General features: G+C 44.0%; 18 protein-coding genes and 2 tRNA genes. 11 read left to right on the top strand and 9 right to left on the bottom strand.

Features of this window, described 5'->3' with window-relative positions; translation table 11 throughout:
- Position 1 precedes the first annotated feature (1 nt).
- Both NWF04_03660 and NWF04_03665 read right to left on the bottom strand, forming a co-directional pair.
- A complete protein-coding gene (locus NWF04_03660; protein MCW4005680.1) occupies positions 2–514 on the bottom strand; it encodes a DUF2589 domain-containing protein in 513 nt (170 codons plus the stop codon).
- A 173-nt stretch (positions 515–687) separates the two neighbouring features.
- Positions 688–1,683, bottom strand: coding sequence for a hypothetical protein (locus NWF04_03665; protein MCW4005681.1), 996 nt, complete (start codon positions 1,681–1,683; stop codon positions 688–690).
- Between the two features lie 447 nt (positions 1,684–2,130).
- Between NWF04_03665 and NWF04_03670 the strand changes: the two genes are divergently transcribed.
- Positions 2,131–3,255, top strand: a complete 1,125-nt coding sequence (locus NWF04_03670) for an EVE domain-containing protein (protein ID MCW4005682.1) — start codon at positions 2,131–2,133, stop codon at positions 3,253–3,255.
- A gap of 30 nt (positions 3,256–3,285) precedes the next feature.
- On the opposite strand, the gene NWF04_03675 is transcribed toward NWF04_03670, so the two are convergent.
- A tRNA-Arg gene (locus NWF04_03675) sits at positions 3,286–3,364 on the bottom strand.
- 93 nt (positions 3,365–3,457) lie between these two features.
- Here NWF04_03675 and NWF04_03680 point away from each other — a divergent pair.
- Both NWF04_03680 and NWF04_03685 read left to right on the top strand, forming a co-directional pair.
- Positions 3,458–3,535 (top strand) — tRNA-Ile (locus tag NWF04_03680).
- A gap of 78 nt (positions 3,536–3,613) precedes the next feature.
- Positions 3,614–4,003, top strand: a complete 390-nt coding sequence (locus tag NWF04_03685; protein ID MCW4005683.1) for an MscL family protein — start codon at positions 3,614–3,616, stop codon at positions 4,001–4,003.
- Here NWF04_03685 and NWF04_03690 read toward each other — a convergent pair.
- Positions 3,996–4,211 (bottom strand): hypothetical protein, encoded by a 216-nt coding sequence (locus NWF04_03690; protein ID MCW4005684.1) that lies wholly within the window; start codon positions 4,209–4,211, stop codon positions 3,996–3,998. The genes NWF04_03685 and NWF04_03690 overlap by 8 nt on opposite strands.
- An 85-nt stretch (positions 4,212–4,296) precedes the next feature.
- Between NWF04_03690 and NWF04_03695 the strand changes: the two genes are divergently transcribed.
- From NWF04_03695 to NWF04_03715, 5 genes are all read left to right on the top strand, one after another.
- Positions 4,297–4,725 (top strand): hypothetical protein, encoded by a 429-nt coding sequence (locus NWF04_03695; protein ID MCW4005685.1) that lies wholly within the window; start codon positions 4,297–4,299, stop codon positions 4,723–4,725.
- 67 nt (positions 4,726–4,792) lie between these two features.
- Entirely contained in the window at positions 4,793–6,016 is a 1,224-nt protein-coding gene (locus NWF04_03700; GenBank protein ID MCW4005686.1) for a redox-regulated ATPase YchF, read from the top strand.
- A 265-nt stretch (positions 6,017–6,281) separates the two neighbouring features.
- Positions 6,282–6,818, top strand: coding sequence for a hypothetical protein (locus NWF04_03705; GenBank protein ID MCW4005687.1), 537 nt, complete (start codon positions 6,282–6,284; stop codon positions 6,816–6,818).
- Positions 6,819–6,855: 37 nt separating this feature from the next.
- Positions 6,856–7,002, top strand: coding sequence for a hypothetical protein (locus NWF04_03710; GenBank protein ID MCW4005688.1), 147 nt, complete (start codon positions 6,856–6,858; stop codon positions 7,000–7,002).
- Between the two features lie 21 nt (positions 7,003–7,023).
- The gene (locus NWF04_03715; protein ID MCW4005689.1) at positions 7,024–7,227 is read left to right on the top strand and encodes a hypothetical protein; all 204 of its coding nucleotides are present in this window, start codon (positions 7,024–7,026) and stop codon (positions 7,225–7,227) included.
- 924 nt (positions 7,228–8,151) lie between these two features.
- Here NWF04_03715 and NWF04_03720 read toward each other — a convergent pair.
- The 5 genes from NWF04_03720 to NWF04_03740 form a co-directional block, all read right to left on the bottom strand.
- Positions 8,152–8,373 carry a CopG family transcriptional regulator gene (locus NWF04_03720; GenBank protein MCW4005690.1) on the bottom strand — a complete coding sequence of 74 codons (222 nt, stop codon included), beginning with the start codon at positions 8,371–8,373 and terminating at the stop codon, positions 8,152–8,154.
- Between the two features lie 422 nt (positions 8,374–8,795).
- The gene (uppS, locus tag NWF04_03725; protein MCW4005691.1) at positions 8,796–9,581 is read right to left on the bottom strand and encodes a polyprenyl diphosphate synthase; all 786 of its coding nucleotides are present in this window, start codon (positions 9,579–9,581) and stop codon (positions 8,796–8,798) included.
- A gap of 216 nt (positions 9,582–9,797) precedes the next feature.
- On the bottom strand, positions 9,798–10,991 hold the full coding sequence (locus NWF04_03730) for a DUF373 family protein (protein MCW4005692.1): 1,194 nt from the start codon (positions 10,989–10,991) through the stop codon (positions 9,798–9,800).
- Between the two features lie 37 nt (positions 10,992–11,028).
- The gene (locus tag NWF04_03735) at positions 11,029–11,925 is read right to left on the bottom strand and encodes a hypothetical protein (GenBank protein MCW4005693.1); all 897 of its coding nucleotides are present in this window, start codon (positions 11,923–11,925) and stop codon (positions 11,029–11,031) included.
- A 267-nt stretch (positions 11,926–12,192) separates the two neighbouring features.
- Positions 12,193–13,650, bottom strand: a complete 1,458-nt coding sequence (locus NWF04_03740) for a mechanosensitive ion channel family protein (GenBank protein ID MCW4005694.1) — start codon at positions 13,648–13,650, stop codon at positions 12,193–12,195.
- 142 nt (positions 13,651–13,792) lie between these two features.
- Here NWF04_03740 and NWF04_03745 point away from each other — a divergent pair, with 142 nt between their 5' ends.
- The 3 genes from NWF04_03745 (at position 13,793) to NWF04_03755 (ending at position 15,954) form a co-directional block, all read left to right on the top strand.
- Complete coding sequence (locus tag NWF04_03745) at positions 13,793–14,203, top strand: translation initiation factor IF-2 subunit beta (GenBank protein MCW4005695.1); 411 nt, start codon at positions 13,793–13,795, stop codon at positions 14,201–14,203.
- Between the two features lie 55 nt (positions 14,204–14,258).
- Positions 14,259–14,513: a DUF424 family protein gene (locus NWF04_03750; GenBank protein MCW4005696.1), complete on the top strand. Its 255-nt coding sequence runs from the start codon at positions 14,259–14,261 to the stop codon at positions 14,511–14,513.
- 211 nt (positions 14,514–14,724) lie between these two features.
- Positions 14,725–15,954 (top strand): hypothetical protein, encoded by a 1,230-nt coding sequence (locus NWF04_03755; GenBank protein ID MCW4005697.1) that lies wholly within the window; start codon positions 14,725–14,727, stop codon positions 15,952–15,954.
- Positions 15,955–15,977 lie beyond the last annotated feature (23 nt).

Below are 15,977 nucleotides of genomic sequence, written 5' to 3' on the forward strand. Positions count from 1 at the left end.
CTTACTCTGACGGCTCGGCTGGCTCTGCAGTAGTGTCTTGCACTATCTTGTCAATTACTCTCATCAGGGGTTCAGGGGGTGGCGCTGGCGCAACTTTGATTTCTATGAAGCTTGAGGCTGTAACTGAATAGGAGTACTTGCTAGAGTATTTGGCATCCACCGACGCGGAGAAGAATGCCCAACCGCCCTTAGCCTTTACATGAACAGACGCTTCAGTGGTCTTTTGCATCGTAATGACCATCTTGATCTGAATCGTACCGTTTTGTATCTGCAACAGAGTGGGCAAAATTCCAAAGGCTAAAGCATTGCCGCTAATGGTCTGCTCCTGATTAGAGTTGTCGCTGGTCTTGTTGTATTTTATAGAAACTTCTGCTTCGGCTAAGTCCTGCACTCCCGCAATGAATGACGAGTTAGCTTCGTTTTGCGCTGAAACCATTGCTAAAAGCAGATTTCGTATCATCTGATCAAAAGGGACGCTTGCCAATTCAGTGCCTATGCTTAACGCTGATGACATTTTTTATCCTCAACGTAAGTTTCTTGTTCTTGATATATAAAACTTAAGACTAAATACTGCAGAAGATTCAGGGAATACCATTCAGGAAAACAGGAAACCCTACACGAAGCAAGCGCAAAACGAAATATGATGAGTTAAATACGCGCTATTTGAATAATTAGTAGCCCCTTGCGTCAGGTATCCCAGAAGAACTCTGATAGCTCCTGGTTGATGAACTGCAGGGGCTCAAGAAGTAACCGCGTAGCCATAGCCCGCAGATGAGACGGCATTGTCATGAACTTTGACACGTTTGCGCTTGGAACATTAAATGTAACCTCTAATTTTGAACCCGCCTGGGTTATCTGCTGTTCCTGTTTTTTCTTGAACCGCTCAAGCCCCCGTTTTAGCCTTGGGCTTTGCGGCAAAAGATTAAGATAAGCTAACCGCGCAGGATTATAATAGAACTCAACAACTTCACCAAAGAACTCTACAAGCCAATTATAATCATTCGCGGTGGGTTTCATGGCTGACAAAAGCAATTGGAGAACCTGCTGAAAACCAGCCGTGGTAAATTCCTGAAATACGCCCAAATAGTTTGGCAATGCTTCGCCGCGAGTTTTGGCTTCCAAGCTGTAAAATGCAAGCAAGACCTCCGAAACAGCTTTTGCATCGACAGATTCAATGGTGCCGCCTTTTTTGGCGTAGTCTACTAAGGTGCGGGGGATAACTTTGTTTTTGTCTTCGCAGTTTCCAATCAAAAGCAAAGCAAAGGCTAAGCAGTCATTTTTTCTCCTATGAGCTGTAAGGATACGTGTTATCTTGGGTAAGGCTTGAAAGTCGGGAAAAACCATCAAAGCAATAACGCCTTTGGTTGTAAGATAGTACTTGTGGGGTCTGCGGGTCTTGTTTATGTCCACCAAAGAAAGAGATACTAAAGTTTTGAGGCTGCGCGCTGAGGAATACCTAGACATACCAAGCGCCTGCGATAACTCTAAAGAAGAAACAGAACCTTTACAGCCGATTTCATAAATGCACGCAAGCTGCTTAAAAACAGCCGACCGCCTCGTCTGACTACAACCCTCCCAATGCCTAAACGCAGGAAACAGAGCCAAAACACCACAATCCGCCGCCTCACCAATACTCCAATAACCACCAGAACCCAACACATCTTTATCCTTAGAAGACTGCATACCAATTCGCTTGACAACTAACACAAGAAACTATAAAGCTCTAACGCGAAACCACCAAACAACACTTAGAAGCTAAACACAAAACGGAACAGGATGTTCGAGTGATAAAGAAGAAGAGTTGCTTTTGTCTTTATGGTTTAACGGTTCAGATATCTAAAGAGGTAACGGCGTTTGTTTGGTTCGACCTTTTGACCGCACTTTTGGTATGCGCGTTTGGTGTGACAGAAATGATGCTTTAGGCCATAGAAAAGACTTCCAGCAAGTAGTTGGCGACCAGTCCAAACTTTGAAAGACAGTAGATGCGAGCTACAACTGAACATAGATAATAAAATCTTTTATACACTATCTGCTAGAACAATTTCAAGGCAAGCGTAGGAGACAACTAAAATCCAAGAATTTTGGTTTGTAATACAAAGTCTTCAAGAGCATTATGAACATAACGATCATATTAAGGAGTATAAATCTCCTGAATCAAATAAAAATGGAAAAAAGAAGACGACGTTTAAAATTAAAAACGGCGACATCATAGTTTACTACGCTAAAAATGACGGTGTAGTTGTGGGTTTATTCAAAGTTATCTCTGATGCTGCGCCTTTACGAGCAGATAAAGATGGGAAAGAATACAGGGTCCATAAAATTGAACCATATGTAACGTTTGGAAAATGGACATACTTGGATTTTATAAAATTATTGCAGAGAAAAGAAGATTCTAATCTACGGAGTAAACTATTACCAGTATTATCAAGAAAATATTATTCCGAAGACCAGTGTCAAAAACTTGACGAAAAAGAGTATCTAGAAATCGCGAACGCGTTATCTGACCACACTCTTAGGGTTAAACATAATGGACCTACAGGTTGGAAAGCTAATCCAGACCTTTTATGTGGCATACTAGACTATTATAACAGCCGTGCTACATCCTTTGTTAGTCTTTTAATGGCTTCTGTATTCGGGTTAGTAACCCTTTCGGCAATTATCCAATCTTTACACAGCATTTTTGGAGCATCCTTAACTCTTTTTGAACAACTTATTTTGATCCTGGCAGTTTTGTTATACCTACTTTTTGCCCTTGCAGGGTATTATACATTAAACTCTTATGCACATTACACGGGGATAGCTGACAAAGTCAAACAATTTGGGATTGATAAACCATATTATGTGGATTTGAAGAGGATAGTGAATATAGAAAGCTCAAGAACAAAGGAAGAAAACCTTGCAATATCCGACTATATCTCAAAGCGGGATACACAACGTGGCAACGCTGTAATCAAAAAAATTATGAAACGTTCTGCGGTATTCCCTATTTCCTACATGGTAACAATTAGTCTTTTGGCAATCATAGCCTTCAACAGCTACATGCAGTATGCACTAACCGTTATTGTGTTAATCATAATTGGTGCAAGCATTGGCTTCTTATTGAACAAAGAAATAAAGAAAAAGACCCAGAGAATAGTCAACAGATTAAAGCATCGTCTTGAGAACCTGCGTTTGCGCAGTCAGTGTGAACGAAAGCATCGCCACGCAATTAGCCTTTGCAACATCAAAGGCAAACCAACCACCTTGCCGTCATAAAAAGTAGCGTGTGTTTTTGGTGTGGTGATGTGGCGGGTCCGCTGGGATTTGAACCCAGGGTCTCCGGCTCCGAAGGCCGACGCCTTAATCCGTGCTAGGCTACGAACCCATTCCAGAACATTATGCAACTGCAGTCAAAGATTAAAAGATTTATGATAAGTCTTATAAACCAAAGGGACATTATGGTGTTGGCACTTGATGTGGGCCGGTAGCTCAGCACGGCTGGAGCGTTCGACTGATAATCGAAAGGTCGCCAGTTCAAATCCGGCTCGGCCCACCACTTCCCCTTCACCTTGTATCGCGGTTTTGTTGCAAAGCTTATTAATGCGGACGGCATAGATTTTGTTTGGCGAGTTTGTTGTCAAAAACTGATAATGAAGCGTTAGAGGAACTGCGCAAAATCCGTGCGTTACTGGAGCCTAAGCCTGCGCCTCCTGCGCCTGAACCCAAGGGGCTATGGCAAGAGTTCAAAAGCTTCATTGAAAAATACAAGGTCATGGGGCTTGCAATTGCCTTCATCATCGGCATCTACCTGGGCGGTCTTGTACAGTCACTGGCAAAAGATTTGCTTCTCCCCGTCATCGGCCTTGCAATTCCAGGGATTAACGATTTGGCAACGTTAACATACGTGGTTGGAGAGCAAAGCTTTGGCGTGGGCAACTTTTTAGTTGCGCTAATTACCTTCCTAGTTGTGGCGGTTGTGGTGTTCTTGATGGTGAAGGTAACCAACCGTTGGGGTATCAAGTGATTTTGATGCTGTAATGGTTGGGGTCTTCTTGCTTTTCTGTTGGGATGGCTAAGGTGGGAGTTTGGGTGTTGGGTTTTTGTTTTTTGTAGGTTTTTAATCCGTTTTTTATTAGGTATTCGATGAAGGTGCTGCGTTTTTCTCTTCCGCGGATGGTTTCGATTTCGCGGTATAGTTTTTGGTCCATGGTTATGCTTATGTGATGTTTCATTGAATTTACCTCGTATAGTGTGTATACTGGGTATACTAAAAAGCTTTATTAGCTTTACTCAACAAAAAAACACTGAGGCAAAAACATGAAAACCCTACGCATAAGCGACGACGCACACCAAAGACTAACCGGCATGCTCGGAGAAATAACCGCTCAAACCATGAAAATGCAAACCTACACCGACGCCATCGAAAGCCTACTAAGCCAAAGCGTCACCCTACCCCCCGAACTACTCAACGAAACCCAAAACTTCATCGAAAACAACCGCCAACTCGGATACACCACCCGCGAAGAATTCATCCGCGACGCCATACGCTACCGCCTACAATACCTCAAAAACGACATAGAATACATAGAAATCCAAAAAGAAGAATACGACCGCCTAGAACAAGCCATACGCGACCTAAACACGCCCTTTGAAAGCGTAGAAGACTTCATAATCCAGCAAACCTGCACCCTGCTTGAAAAACACGCCGAATGGAAAAAACAAAAAGAAACCTACCAAAAACGCTAACCCACCACAAGCAAGAAGAGACGTAAACAATAAAGCCAACAAGCCGACAACCTTCTAAGGAACCGCCATGCCAGCTTCATATTCACGCGTACTAGGCGTCGTAGGCAAACCCAACACTGGAAAATCCACGTTCTTTAGCGCCGCCACCCTAGCCACAACTGACATCGCAAATTACCCGTTTACCACCATAAAACCCAACCGCGGCGTCGGATACGTCCGCACCCCCTGCGTGCACACCGAATTTAACGTGCAAGACCACCCAAACAACAGCCTTTGCCTAGACGGCATTAGGCTTGTCCCAGTTGAGCTCATCGACGTTGCAGGCATAGTTCCCGGAGCCTGGGAAGGACGCGGCCTAGGAAACCAGTTCATAGACGAAATCTTTCGCGCCGACGCCCTGGTCCATGTGGTGGATGCTTCAGGAGGAACCGACTGCGAAGGACGCACCTGCAAACTGGGCGAACACGACCCCGTCGAAGACATCGAATTCCTTGAACGCGAAATCACCATGTGGCTAGCCAACATAATCCGCAAAGACTGGCAAAAAATTGCGCGCACCGCCGAAGCCGACAAAAAAGGCATCTATGGTCCCCTCGAAGAACGCCTCAGCGGCTTAGGGATTAAGCGCCTTCACATTTTTGAAGCGGTTCGAACTACAGAGTTGAATGCTGACCGCGCCTCAAGCTGGAGCGACGAAGACTTCCTTAGGTTCGTGGATACGCTGCGCAGAATTGCCAAGCCCATGCTCATTGTGGCAAACAAAATCGATTTGCCCAGCGCCCAAGACAACATCACACGCCTCCAAAAACTTGATTACACGGTTATCCCCGCCAGCGCCGAAGCCGAACTCGCACTCAGGCGCGCCGCCGAAAAACAACTCATCAACTACAAACCCGGCGACGACACCTTCACAATTACTTCTCCCGAGAAACTCTCCGCAGGACAAACCCAAGCCCTCAAAATCATCGAAGAAAAAATCTTAAACACCAACGGCTCCACAGGCATCCAACAAGCCATAAACACCGCCTACTTCGACTTACTTGACATGATAACCGTTTACCCCGTCGAAGACGTCGAACACCTCTCAAACCACAACGGCAAAGTCCTCCCCGACACCTACCTCATACCCAAAGGAACCACCGCCAAACAATTCGCCTACATCATACACACCGAACTAGGAGACAGCTTCATCTACGCCATAGACGCCCGAAACAAAAAACGCATCGGAGAAGACACCCCCCTCAAAGATAAAGACATCATCAGCATCATAAGCGCCAAAAAACGCGCCTAAACACCATATGTCCACAACAAACGCAGAATCAGCGAAGACGTCATCCTAAAAGACCGGGACGTAATCAGAGCATAGTCAGCACAAAACGCGGATAACTCCCCAAAATTACGAATTCTTTTTTGCGCTACCGCTTGTACTTGCATGGTTTTGAAGTGTTTGAGTTAAACAATATCGTGAAAGCAATCACAGAATAATGTAAAAAGTTAGCGAAAGAGCAAAAAATATTAGAATGTTACAACGTTTTAGGCTTTGTTTGGGATAGCCTTTGGCTGATACATTAACACTACTCATAGGTGCTCTAATAGGCATAGTATCAGGAATTGTATCGTACATCGTCAATCACCTTTTAAGTATAAGAGAAAAAAAGGTAATCAGAGATTTTGAGGTTAGGGAAAAAGGAAGAGAATTTTTCCATCTAACGTATGGAGCAATAGCAACACTAAGCGATATGGTAAAGCCTTTTTGCGATAATAAAAAAGCAACAGAAGGAACGATTTTGACGGAAAATGGTTACGTCAGTTTGCCAAAAGCAGAGATTATTAAACGCTATAAAACTGCCTACGCTAAATATTCACTGTTATGGTATAATTCAAGGGAGAAAGGACTTGAAATTTTTTGGACAAACAAATTTATCGAAATTTTAAGCTTCTTTTGGGGTTATGCAAGCTACTTCAATGAGAAAGAGGAAAATTGGGCTAACTACGACGCTATGATTAAGTTTAGGGAATATTCGGCTCAGTATGTTGTTGCAATGGATAAGTTGATGGGTTTGCATGATGATCGAAAAGTACCGAAATGTTAAACCCTAAACAGTGGAGTAAAATATTGAGGGGAAAACATTGAGTCAAAATAAAAAAGAATGTACCTCCAAGAAATTTGGAGGCCCTATTCCAGCATCATCAGTTGGCGATATACAGAAAGGTATTGTTAGCGGTTCAAACGTTCAGCAAGCCAAAAGACAAATCCCCACACCTAAGGATCAATAATTTATTTTAAGGGATTAGGAAATGTCAGAATCAAAGAAAGTCAGGGCAGAGAAATCTCATAGCGCTGTCAATAAGACCGTGAAGTTCGAAGGTGGAGTTGTTTCATCCACCGATATTGGCAATGTTCGCAGAGACCTTACGGGCATAGGCGTTGATGCCATAGTAAGCGGAACAAATGTTAAACAGACAAAAAACCAGATACCCAAACCCAAAGGTTCGCAATAAGCAACCTTTCTGTTTTTTGTATTGCAATCAAAAATAAGCTATTGCAAATTATAAAGCATGTTTGTTTGAATAGTTTAAAAGCTAACCACCTAAAATAATACTGCTTAATTGGGTTGAGAGGAACTCATTTGGATTTGCCAGCAGTCATGCAGTGGGAAATAGTCTATAAGGTTCTTCAATTTCTTAGGTTAATCCCCTAACTTTCTTACGTATACCTTTGATTTGGGCATTATGATTATTGGACTATGTAGGTTAGGGGTTAGACACTGATTATAGATGTTGGAATTACAATTGGTATAAAACTTGTCTTCCTAACTCCCAGTTAGACTTCTTGCAGAAATACAGATATTTTTTAGACCCCCAATTAAAATTGGGGCGCTTTTTTACTCGTCGGGTGTCAAAACGCGTAGGGAGCAGTTGATCTTGCTTTTGCAAATACGGTTCGGTCATAGCAAATGAAATAGAGCTCTAATTCGCATGACAAAAAAAAGACAACTTGAGCGCAAACTGGTTAGTTTGGTTTTAGGGTTTTTACTGTTGTTATTGTTTGGGCTGTTGTGGCTAGTTTTTTGTCGGCTGTGTAGAGTGTGCCGTTGAGTTTTTGTGTGGCTGCTATGTAGGTGGCGTCGTATATGCTGATGTTTTTGGTGGTGGCTATGTTGATTGTTTCTTTTGCTAGGGTTCTGGTGGGGATTATTGTTAGGTCGTCGTAGATTGTTAGTAGGTCTTGGACTGCGAGATTGTAGTCTTCTATGTCGTGGAGAAGGTTAGTGTGTTTCCATATGACGTTGAGACATTCGGTTAGGGCTAAATCGACTGTGACGAGTACGTAACCTTTCTTTAAGGCATTTTGGATTTCGGCTTTGATTTGTTTTAGGTCGCCTTCGTTTATTACGAGTTTGACGATTATGTTGGAGTCGAGGATTAGTCTTGGCGTTCGCGGTCCTCCCGGATAAGGGTGACGGAGTCGATTTTGGTTTTTCTTTTTTCAGCTCGGGTTTCTATCTCGTTTAAGGCGTTTAGGAGTTCTTTCTGTTTTACTCGCTCGGTGAGGAAGTTTCGGACTTCTTGGCTCCAGTCGTCGGGGTTTGCTTCAATTTTTTCCTTGAGTTCTTTGGGGATGCGGACGCTGAAAGTCTCAGACATGTTTACATCACGTAAACAATATGTCTACGAAGACTAAAAACATTGTGTTAACAAAACCGCCAGCTAACCTGAGCTGTTGCGTTTTTTGTTGTAGAGCTTGTTTTTAGGCAGGTTTGTTGTGGTGCTGGGTCATTGATAAGTTGTTTTTTACCTGTTTTTTCTGATGTAATTTTTGTTTGTGAAGATTCTTTATAGGCTATCAGCGGGTTTGGGGGTGTGACGGGCGAAAGAAACTGAATGGGTCATGCTAGTACCCGATTGCATTGTGCTGTTCACTGCTGGTCATTGCTTTCTTTTGCAGACAACGAACCTGTTTGCTGTCTATGTGGTTGCTGGTTTTAATTGTATGCAGAAAGGGGGGAGGGGGGTCTATTTTGTGTTGGTTGAGAAGTATGCAGGAGTTTGTTTTGGGGTTGGGGTTGTTAGTTGCCGTAGCGTCGTTTGCGGTGTTGGAAGGTTCGTATGGCGCGTAGGAGGTCGATGAAGCGGAAGTCGGGCCAGTAGACGTCGAGGAATAGGAGTTCGCTGTAGGCGGATTGCCATAGGAGGAAGCCGCTGAGGCGTTCTTCGCCTGAGGTGCGTATTATCATGTCGGGGTCTTGTTTGGGCATGTGGGAGGTGTAGAGGTGTTGTTCAAAAGTTTCTTCGGTTATGTCGTCGAGTTCGAGTTCGCCGTTTTTGACTTTGGCGGCTATGGTTTTTGCGGCGTCGAGGATTTCTGCTCTGCCTCCGTATGCGAAGGCGAAGTTTAGGAATTGGTTGTCGTAGTTGGCGGTTGCTTTTTCGACGTCTGTTATGAGGTTTTGCAGTTCTTCGGGTAGGAGGTTTACTCTGCCGATGACTTTGACGTGGACTTTGTTGCGGTGGATGCGTTCGTCGGTTAGGAGTTTGCGGAATTTTTCTTGGGCGATGCGCATGATTTCTTCGACTTCGCCTGCGGGGCGTCGAAAGTTTTCCATGCTAAAAGAGTAGAGGGTTACGAATTTGACGCCGAGCATTTCGCACCAGTCGAGGAGGCGTTCTACGGTTTCGGCTCCTTTTTTGTGTCCTAGCCAGGGGTTGAGTTCTTGTTCGTTAGCCCAGCGTCGGTTGCCGTCTAAAATAATTGCGATGTGTTCGGGGCGTTCGCCGTTTTTGACTTGCCAATATAGCCATTTTTCGTAAGCTTTGTAAGCGCCTATAGCGGAGAGAACTTGCGTGAGACCCACTACTTTAACCTCGTATCTTTAAAGGCATGATAGCATAAACCGCCACCATGCGTTACAGGTAAAGCCCATACAGCTTCAGTTAAAGCTTGCCCCAAAACCTTAGTTGCTTGCTTGTTTGAGTTAGCAAAACCAAAAAACCGCCTATTACACAGGTCAACAGATGGTTTGGGTGTGGAATCGTGTTGCTCTTTGGTGTTGTAGTTTGTGGCGTGTGGGTTAGGTTTTTGCGCCAAACTCATCGACCTCCGTTTTTGTTTGCTCAAAATAGTCTTTGGAGGATCGGTGGATGATGAGGACCACCAGAACTGAGGCTATGGCTATGAGGATGCCTACGATTATGAAGTAGATTAGGTTGGTGTAGCCTGTTGAGGGGCTGATGAGTACGTCGGCGGCGCCGTTAAAGATCATGCGGGACCAGACGATGGAGACGATTAGGACGGCGTTTCGTAGTACGCGTGTGTCGTGGTCAAAGTACATGCGTACGCCTCTGCCGATGAGTATGGTGCTTAACCCAACTACGATAAGATCCATTGAGCCTTTGAGGAAGTATCCTGTGACTACGGGTAATTCGGCAAGCCAACCGCTTAGGTCTACGGGAAGGGGAGAGACTTTGTCAAGTACATGCGCGTAGCCAGAATAGGCACTTATTGCAAGACACAAAACCCCCGCGATAGTAGCGTAGTTTGCTATCTGAACCTGGATTGCAGGCGGGGAGTACTCTTTTGTCCATCGGTAGAAGTCTTTGGCTGTTTTGTCAAAACCAAAACCTTTGACTAGCAAGATTCCGCCTAAAACCAGTATCATCGCTATGGCGTAAAAGCTGACTAAGTTAAAGTATGTCAGTATGCCCCAGACGAAAAGCAGCAACCCAGGTATGCCTAAGGCTAAGCGGGAGTATTTTGGATTTTCCACGACGAGCTTCATGTACCTTGTGAATAGGGCTGCGGTTTCTTCTATGGATTCGCTGTGTTTGATGACAATGCGCCGCACAGAGGAGACGGGCACTCTGGATTCTACAAGAGGCAAAACCGCTTCGTCTGTAAAACCGTCTGAAACCAATATGACCTCATCAGCAGCGAAAGCTTCCAAGATAATGCCAAGCTCGGCAACAAGTTTTCGGTCTGCACCCACGCCGCCCAACTCGGTTCCGCAAATGGTGGCCACTTCAAAGATTTCTTCAGGTTTCTTCTCTGCTACAAGGCGGTCATAAAGCCTTACTGCTTCGAACATGGCGTTGGCGTCAGGTTCTTCAGGGTCGCTTAACGCAAAAGAAACTGCAGCGTCAAGATTGGCTGTTCTTCCGATAAGGGGTGTTTTTATGCCTGCTTTTATCCCCAAATCGCCATCTCGGTCTACACATAGAATTAGAATTCGCTTCTGCAGCTCGGCTACAGTGTCTTTTGCCGTCATCCGTCTCTAACTCGTACTATAAAGGGGAAGATAAGTTTTAATCTTCCGTTTCAGTGCTGTCGTCGGTGTCGAGTAACTGGAATTCTTGCCAGTTGAGTTTTTCGCCGCGTTGCAGTTTTTCTCGTACTTGGGAGCCAAGTTTTTCTTTTAGCTCGTTTTCTTTTGCCTTCTTGACTTTGGCGTTTTCTTCTTTGACAAGTTCGTAGTTCTTGCGTTTTTGCTCGAACAGTTTTTGTCTTTGCCCCATTAATTTGCCGATTTCTTCGTGGATGGGCTTGATTTGCTCGCGGCTTTGGAGGAACAGCACATGCAGGTTAGTGGCTTCTTCACGGATTTTCTTCATCTCTTCAAATTTAGCGAGCATTTTAGAGTGAAGTTCTTGGCTGTTCTTGGCGCTTTCTGTGAGTTCCTTGTGGAAACTGTCGGCTTTCTCTTGGAAAACTCGAAGCTCCGCTTTTAATGCACTTATTTTTTTGCGGTGCTGGTCAATCTTTTTATGGACACTAAGCTTTGTCTCGATTTCTTTAACCTGTTCAATTAACCGCTTTTCTTCTTTAAGGTCAAGGGTTGTTGTTGCAATCTTGAATTCAAGAGCATCAAAAGCTTTCTGCAGTCCATGACGGTTTCCGCCAGATATCTTCTCTTTTAACTCAGTAATCTTTTGGCTGTGCGCTTTGATTTCTTCAATAAAAGGCGCCATTTTTGCGCGGATTTCGTCACGTTGCTGCTTTAAGGTTTTGACGTTTTTGTTTAGCTGGTCGCGTTCTTTTTTGTAGATGTTGATTTCTTGGCGGAGATTCTTAGCTTGCTCGTTTAGTTGATCGCGTTTCTCGATATGCTTGCTTATGTCGTCATGGGTCTTGCTTAACTGCTCTCTTAACGCGGTAATCTGCTGGTTGTAAGTTTCGAGTCCGCTTGTTTTTTGTTCGGTCAAAGGGTTTCCTCTTTGCGTCCATTTAAAGGGTGGTGAGGCTCTTGATTTAATATTGTTTTGAGGCGAGGCTTTTATGTTTGATGGAAGAAAGTTACTTAGGTTTCCATCCTGACACATACCCGCTGGGTACTCTACAAGAGTTTTGAACATGTAAAAGGTGACATTTAAGGACTTTGCTTTTGCGGCACGAAAAGAATAACGAAATATTGGTCATTTTTGGGTTTTATTGTTTGGCGAGTAAAAATTGTGGGTGCTAAAGAAGCAGTTTTAGTCTTGGGATGGTTTGGCGTTTGGGGTTTTTTCGCCTGGGAAGGATATGTTTAGTTTTGAATCAGGTGTTATGTAGGTTGAGGGGCATGAGAGTTTGATGTTTGCGGTGTCGAAGCGTTTTTTGATGGCGTATCGCAGGTCGCATGCGGTGGTAAATGCGGTGGATTGGTCTTTTGCGCTAAACAGTAGCCGAATGGTTATGGCGCCTTGGGTGAAGTCTAGAACGTGGAAGATGGGCTTTAACGTTTTGAGAACATCAGGGTGTGCTTGGGCTTCTTTTATCATGAGTTCTTTGGCTTGGTCCAAGTTGGTGTCGTAAGGAACATAAAAGACTACTGAGAAGAGTTTTTCAGGGTCATTTAAGGTATAATTAATGAAGACCTCATTATCTAAGGTGCTGTTAGGCACGACTTGGCGGCGGTTATCCCAGATTCGTATGATGGTAAATCTGGGGGTTACTGCTTCTACAGTGCCAAATTCGCCTCTGAACAGAAGTTGGTCGCCGATTCGCACGGGATAGTTAGTGTAGACGTCGGTGCCTGCTTTTTGCCTGATTTCTTTGACGACTTCGATGGCTCTGTTTATGAGTGCTGCTTTTCCTTGTTCTTCCACTGACCCGCGTATCCATGCTTCAATAGAAACGTTGTAGGTGTCTCCTGAAATCAGCATGGGATTGATTTCTATGGGTAAATCGGTGTTGATAATTTCTTCTTGTTCAAGAGCTTCTTTTAGGGCTTTCTTGAAGTCTTCCACGGGGACATCACGGTGCAAATCCAGCCGAACCTTCACCCGTCGCCCTTTAACCAAGCTGTGATTAAGAATCATCGACTGCAACAGAACGCTGTTTGGGTAGGACACGGGCACGTTGTTGTCGCCTACAAGGCTTGTGTGGGTTAAGCCGATATAGATCACGGAGCCGGTGTATCCAGGGATAAGATCATCATGCATGTAGGTCTGGGGAACATAGCCGTATTGTCCAATGTTGATGGTTAAGCGGTCGCCTACGCGGAACTGTTTCGAACCTAAAAGCGCTACGCCCGCAAAGATGTTACCCAGCACCGTTTGGGCAGCCAAACCCAACACGATACCTAAAAAGCCCGCGCCAACCAACACCGACGTCACATCTATACCCAAAGTGAACAAAACCGCAATCGACAAAGCAAGAACCGCGGAAATCTGAAACAGGTTTTTCATCGCAAACGCATGAGTAGTCTGCAACTCCGCTTCGCCATAACGCATTATCAATTTGGACATGAGCCGAATTATCAGGTACCCGCCAAAGGTTAGAATGGCTATGTTGACGTAGGTTGTTAAGGACAAGGGAACAAAGTCGGTGGTTAAGGCTAAGTAGTATATTACTCCTGCTACGGTGCCGATAATGGCCATTACAGTGATTACTTGTATCAGGTACCATTTGTACGGATACCGACGCCTGCCTTTAATTGGAGCCGCCAAAACCTTCGCCTACACGGAAAATATAGCAGATTGTAGCTTAATATGCATAATGCTGTTGGCGCGGCGTGGCTGCTTGGGGTTTTTGGGGTTGTGAAGAAAGTGTTTAATAGGCTGTTTTGTGTTGATGTGGCTGGGAAGCAGTTTGGATTACAATTATAACGAACTTTTAAAGCGTGCACAAGATGAAATTCCCGAGGTTACAGTAAAACAGGAGCGTTTAGCTCTGCCGCGGCTATTTGTCTCCATGGTTGGCATGCGAACCACCATTGCCAACTTCAAAGAAGTCTCAGACATGCTAGACCGTGACCCCCAACACATACTAAAGTTTCTAACCCGCGAAATGGCAACCGCCGCCACTTATCACGATGGCAGAGCAATTTTCCAGGGAAAATTCCGCAGAGACACTTTTGAACATCTACTACAACGGTACATGGAAGCCTTCGTCATCTGCCCCGTCTGCAAACGCCCCGACACCACCATCCACAAAGAAAAACGCCTCTCATTCCTTGAATGCAACGCCTGCGGAGCAAAATCAAGCATCAAACAACTCTAAACGGTGAAGCAAACTGGAGGTATACGTTAACCTCAAAAAAGTAGGCAAAAACGTAATGCTAGCCATCTGCGACACCGAAATGCTTGGCAAAACCCTACGCGAAGGCAAAATAGTCTTCCACGTCAAAGACGAATTCTACAACGGCGGAAAAGTCACCCTCGAAGAAGCCATAGCCATGATAGAAAACTCCACCATCGTAAACATGGTAGGCAAAAGCTGCGTAGAAAAAGCCATAGAAAAAGGCTACGTCCACCCCGAAGCCGTCCTCAACATCCAAGGCACACCCCACGCCCAAATCGTCAAAATCTAACCCGCAAAAACGCAAACTGCACACCAGGCATTTCCCAAACAAAATACAGACCCCCTCCCCCTATCGTTTCTGCATACAAATAAAAACAGCAACCAAATAGGTTGGAGTACGTTTGTGTTGAGCTGGGTTGAGAAAACGGTGGGGTTTTTAGGTATTGGTTTTGGTATTGTTTTTATTCGTTGTGATGGTAATTTAATTTAGGGTGACAGCTATGGTTGGGGAAGTTAGTCTTGAGAGTGCTTATTGGCTAATTAGAGATGCTTTTCCCGATGTTCTCATTGATTCTTTGGATGTTGTTAAGACGGTAGAAGCATACAGGCAGTTTTGGAAACCAAAAGAAGTAAAAGTTGTACTTTTAGCAGAGTCACATGTCTACACAGACGAGGCGGATTTTGAAAAGGAATGTTCCATACCTGCTTTGCCTGACTTGTTGATAGATTACCCGAAACGTTTTGTTAGATTTGTTTATTGTTTAGGTTATGGTGAAAACAGACTCTTGACCGATGCATCATTTTCTCGTAAAAATACAGGAACGCCTCAATTTTGGAAAATTTTTAGTTCCTGTATTTCTGAAAACATTTTTGATTTAGGATTTAATCGCGTTTTAAAAACTGGCACACCTGACTTACGTTATAGACTCCATAATAAGATTGCCCTTTTGCGTCAGATGCAAGAAAAGGGAATATGGTTGGTTGATGCCAGCATCGTGGGGCTTTATGGCAATAAGTTGAATGCCGACCCCAAGGTTTACACGGGTATCCTAAAGACATCGTGGGATAATTATGTAAGAGGCGTCATCGAAAGGGCTCAACCTCAGTTTGTTGTAGTTATAGGAAAATCTGTTGAACGATCTGTTGGTTCTAAACTAACTTTCCCTTATGAAGGGATAGCATTACCGCAAGCGCGTCTGTCGAGTGCGGAACAGCAAAAAAACTATCGAAGATACTGTGAAATTTGCCAACATATAATTCAAAGAAAAAGACAAACAGCACCACCAAAAATTCACCCTTCCCCTACTAAACAAATCTCTGTATCAACAATTACGACCTCTACCAAAAGTCTTTGCAAAGAACACTCTAAAGATGTTGTTGAAACATCTCTTGCTGAAAAAGGGTATAGAAAAACTGGGAAGGCAAAATGGCTCAAAAATAACCTCAGTGTACATATTGTTACAGCATCCAAATTCGATAATACAATAAGAGTTACTTGGAAAGAAAAATGGGCAAATGACTATGCAGTAATTTTTGACTATTCAAAAGCAAAAGGACCAATCTGTATAGTACACATTGACGAATTGTTTAATACCTCTTTTGTAAAGAAAAAAAGAAAAAGCGCCGCATATGCAAACAGCGGGTATTGGTGGACACAAAACTTTCCCAAAAAACATGAACTTAGCCAGCTAATCTTATCCTTACAAAACCGCTGGGATTTATTACCATAAAACCTTCACAAAACTCAACAGGC

The sequence above is a fragment of the Candidatus Bathyarchaeota archaeon genome, from assembly GCA_026014465.1.
Taxonomy (GTDB): Archaea; Thermoproteota; Bathyarchaeia; order Bathyarchaeales; family Bathycorpusculaceae; genus JADGNF01.

Bases quoted from the DNA above. Each gene is read 5' to 3' on its own strand.
- NWF04_03690 (MCW4005684.1), bottom strand. From the start codon at position 4,211: ATGAAACATCACATAAGCATAACCATGGACCAAAAACTATACCGCGAA.
- NWF04_03695 (MCW4005685.1), top strand. From the start codon at position 4,297: ATGAAAACCCTACGCATAAGCGACGACGCACACCAAAGACTAACCGGC.
- NWF04_03720 (MCW4005690.1), bottom strand. From the start codon at position 8,373: ATGTCTGAGACTTTCAGCGTCCGCATCCCCAAAGAACTCAAGGAAAAA.
- NWF04_03660 (MCW4005680.1), bottom strand. From the start codon at position 514: ATGTCATCAGCGTTAAGCATAGGCACTGAATTGGCAAGCGTCCCTTTT.
- NWF04_03750 (MCW4005696.1), top strand. From the start codon at position 14,259: ATGCTAGCCATCTGCGACACCGAAATGCTTGGCAAAACCCTACGCGAA.
- NWF04_03715 (MCW4005689.1), top strand. From the start codon at position 7,024: ATGTCAGAATCAAAGAAAGTCAGGGCAGAGAAATCTCATAGCGCTGTC.
- NWF04_03730 (MCW4005692.1), bottom strand. From the start codon at position 10,991: ATGACGGCAAAAGACACTGTAGCCGAGCTGCAGAAGCGAATTCTAATT.
- NWF04_03665 (MCW4005681.1), bottom strand. From the start codon at position 1,683: ATGCAGTCTTCTAAGGATAAAGATGTGTTGGGTTCTGGTGGTTATTGG.
- NWF04_03700 (MCW4005686.1), top strand. From the start codon at position 4,793: ATGCCAGCTTCATATTCACGCGTACTAGGCGTCGTAGGCAAACCCAAC.
- NWF04_03755 (MCW4005697.1), top strand. From the start codon at position 14,725: ATGGTTGGGGAAGTTAGTCTTGAGAGTGCTTATTGGCTAATTAGAGAT.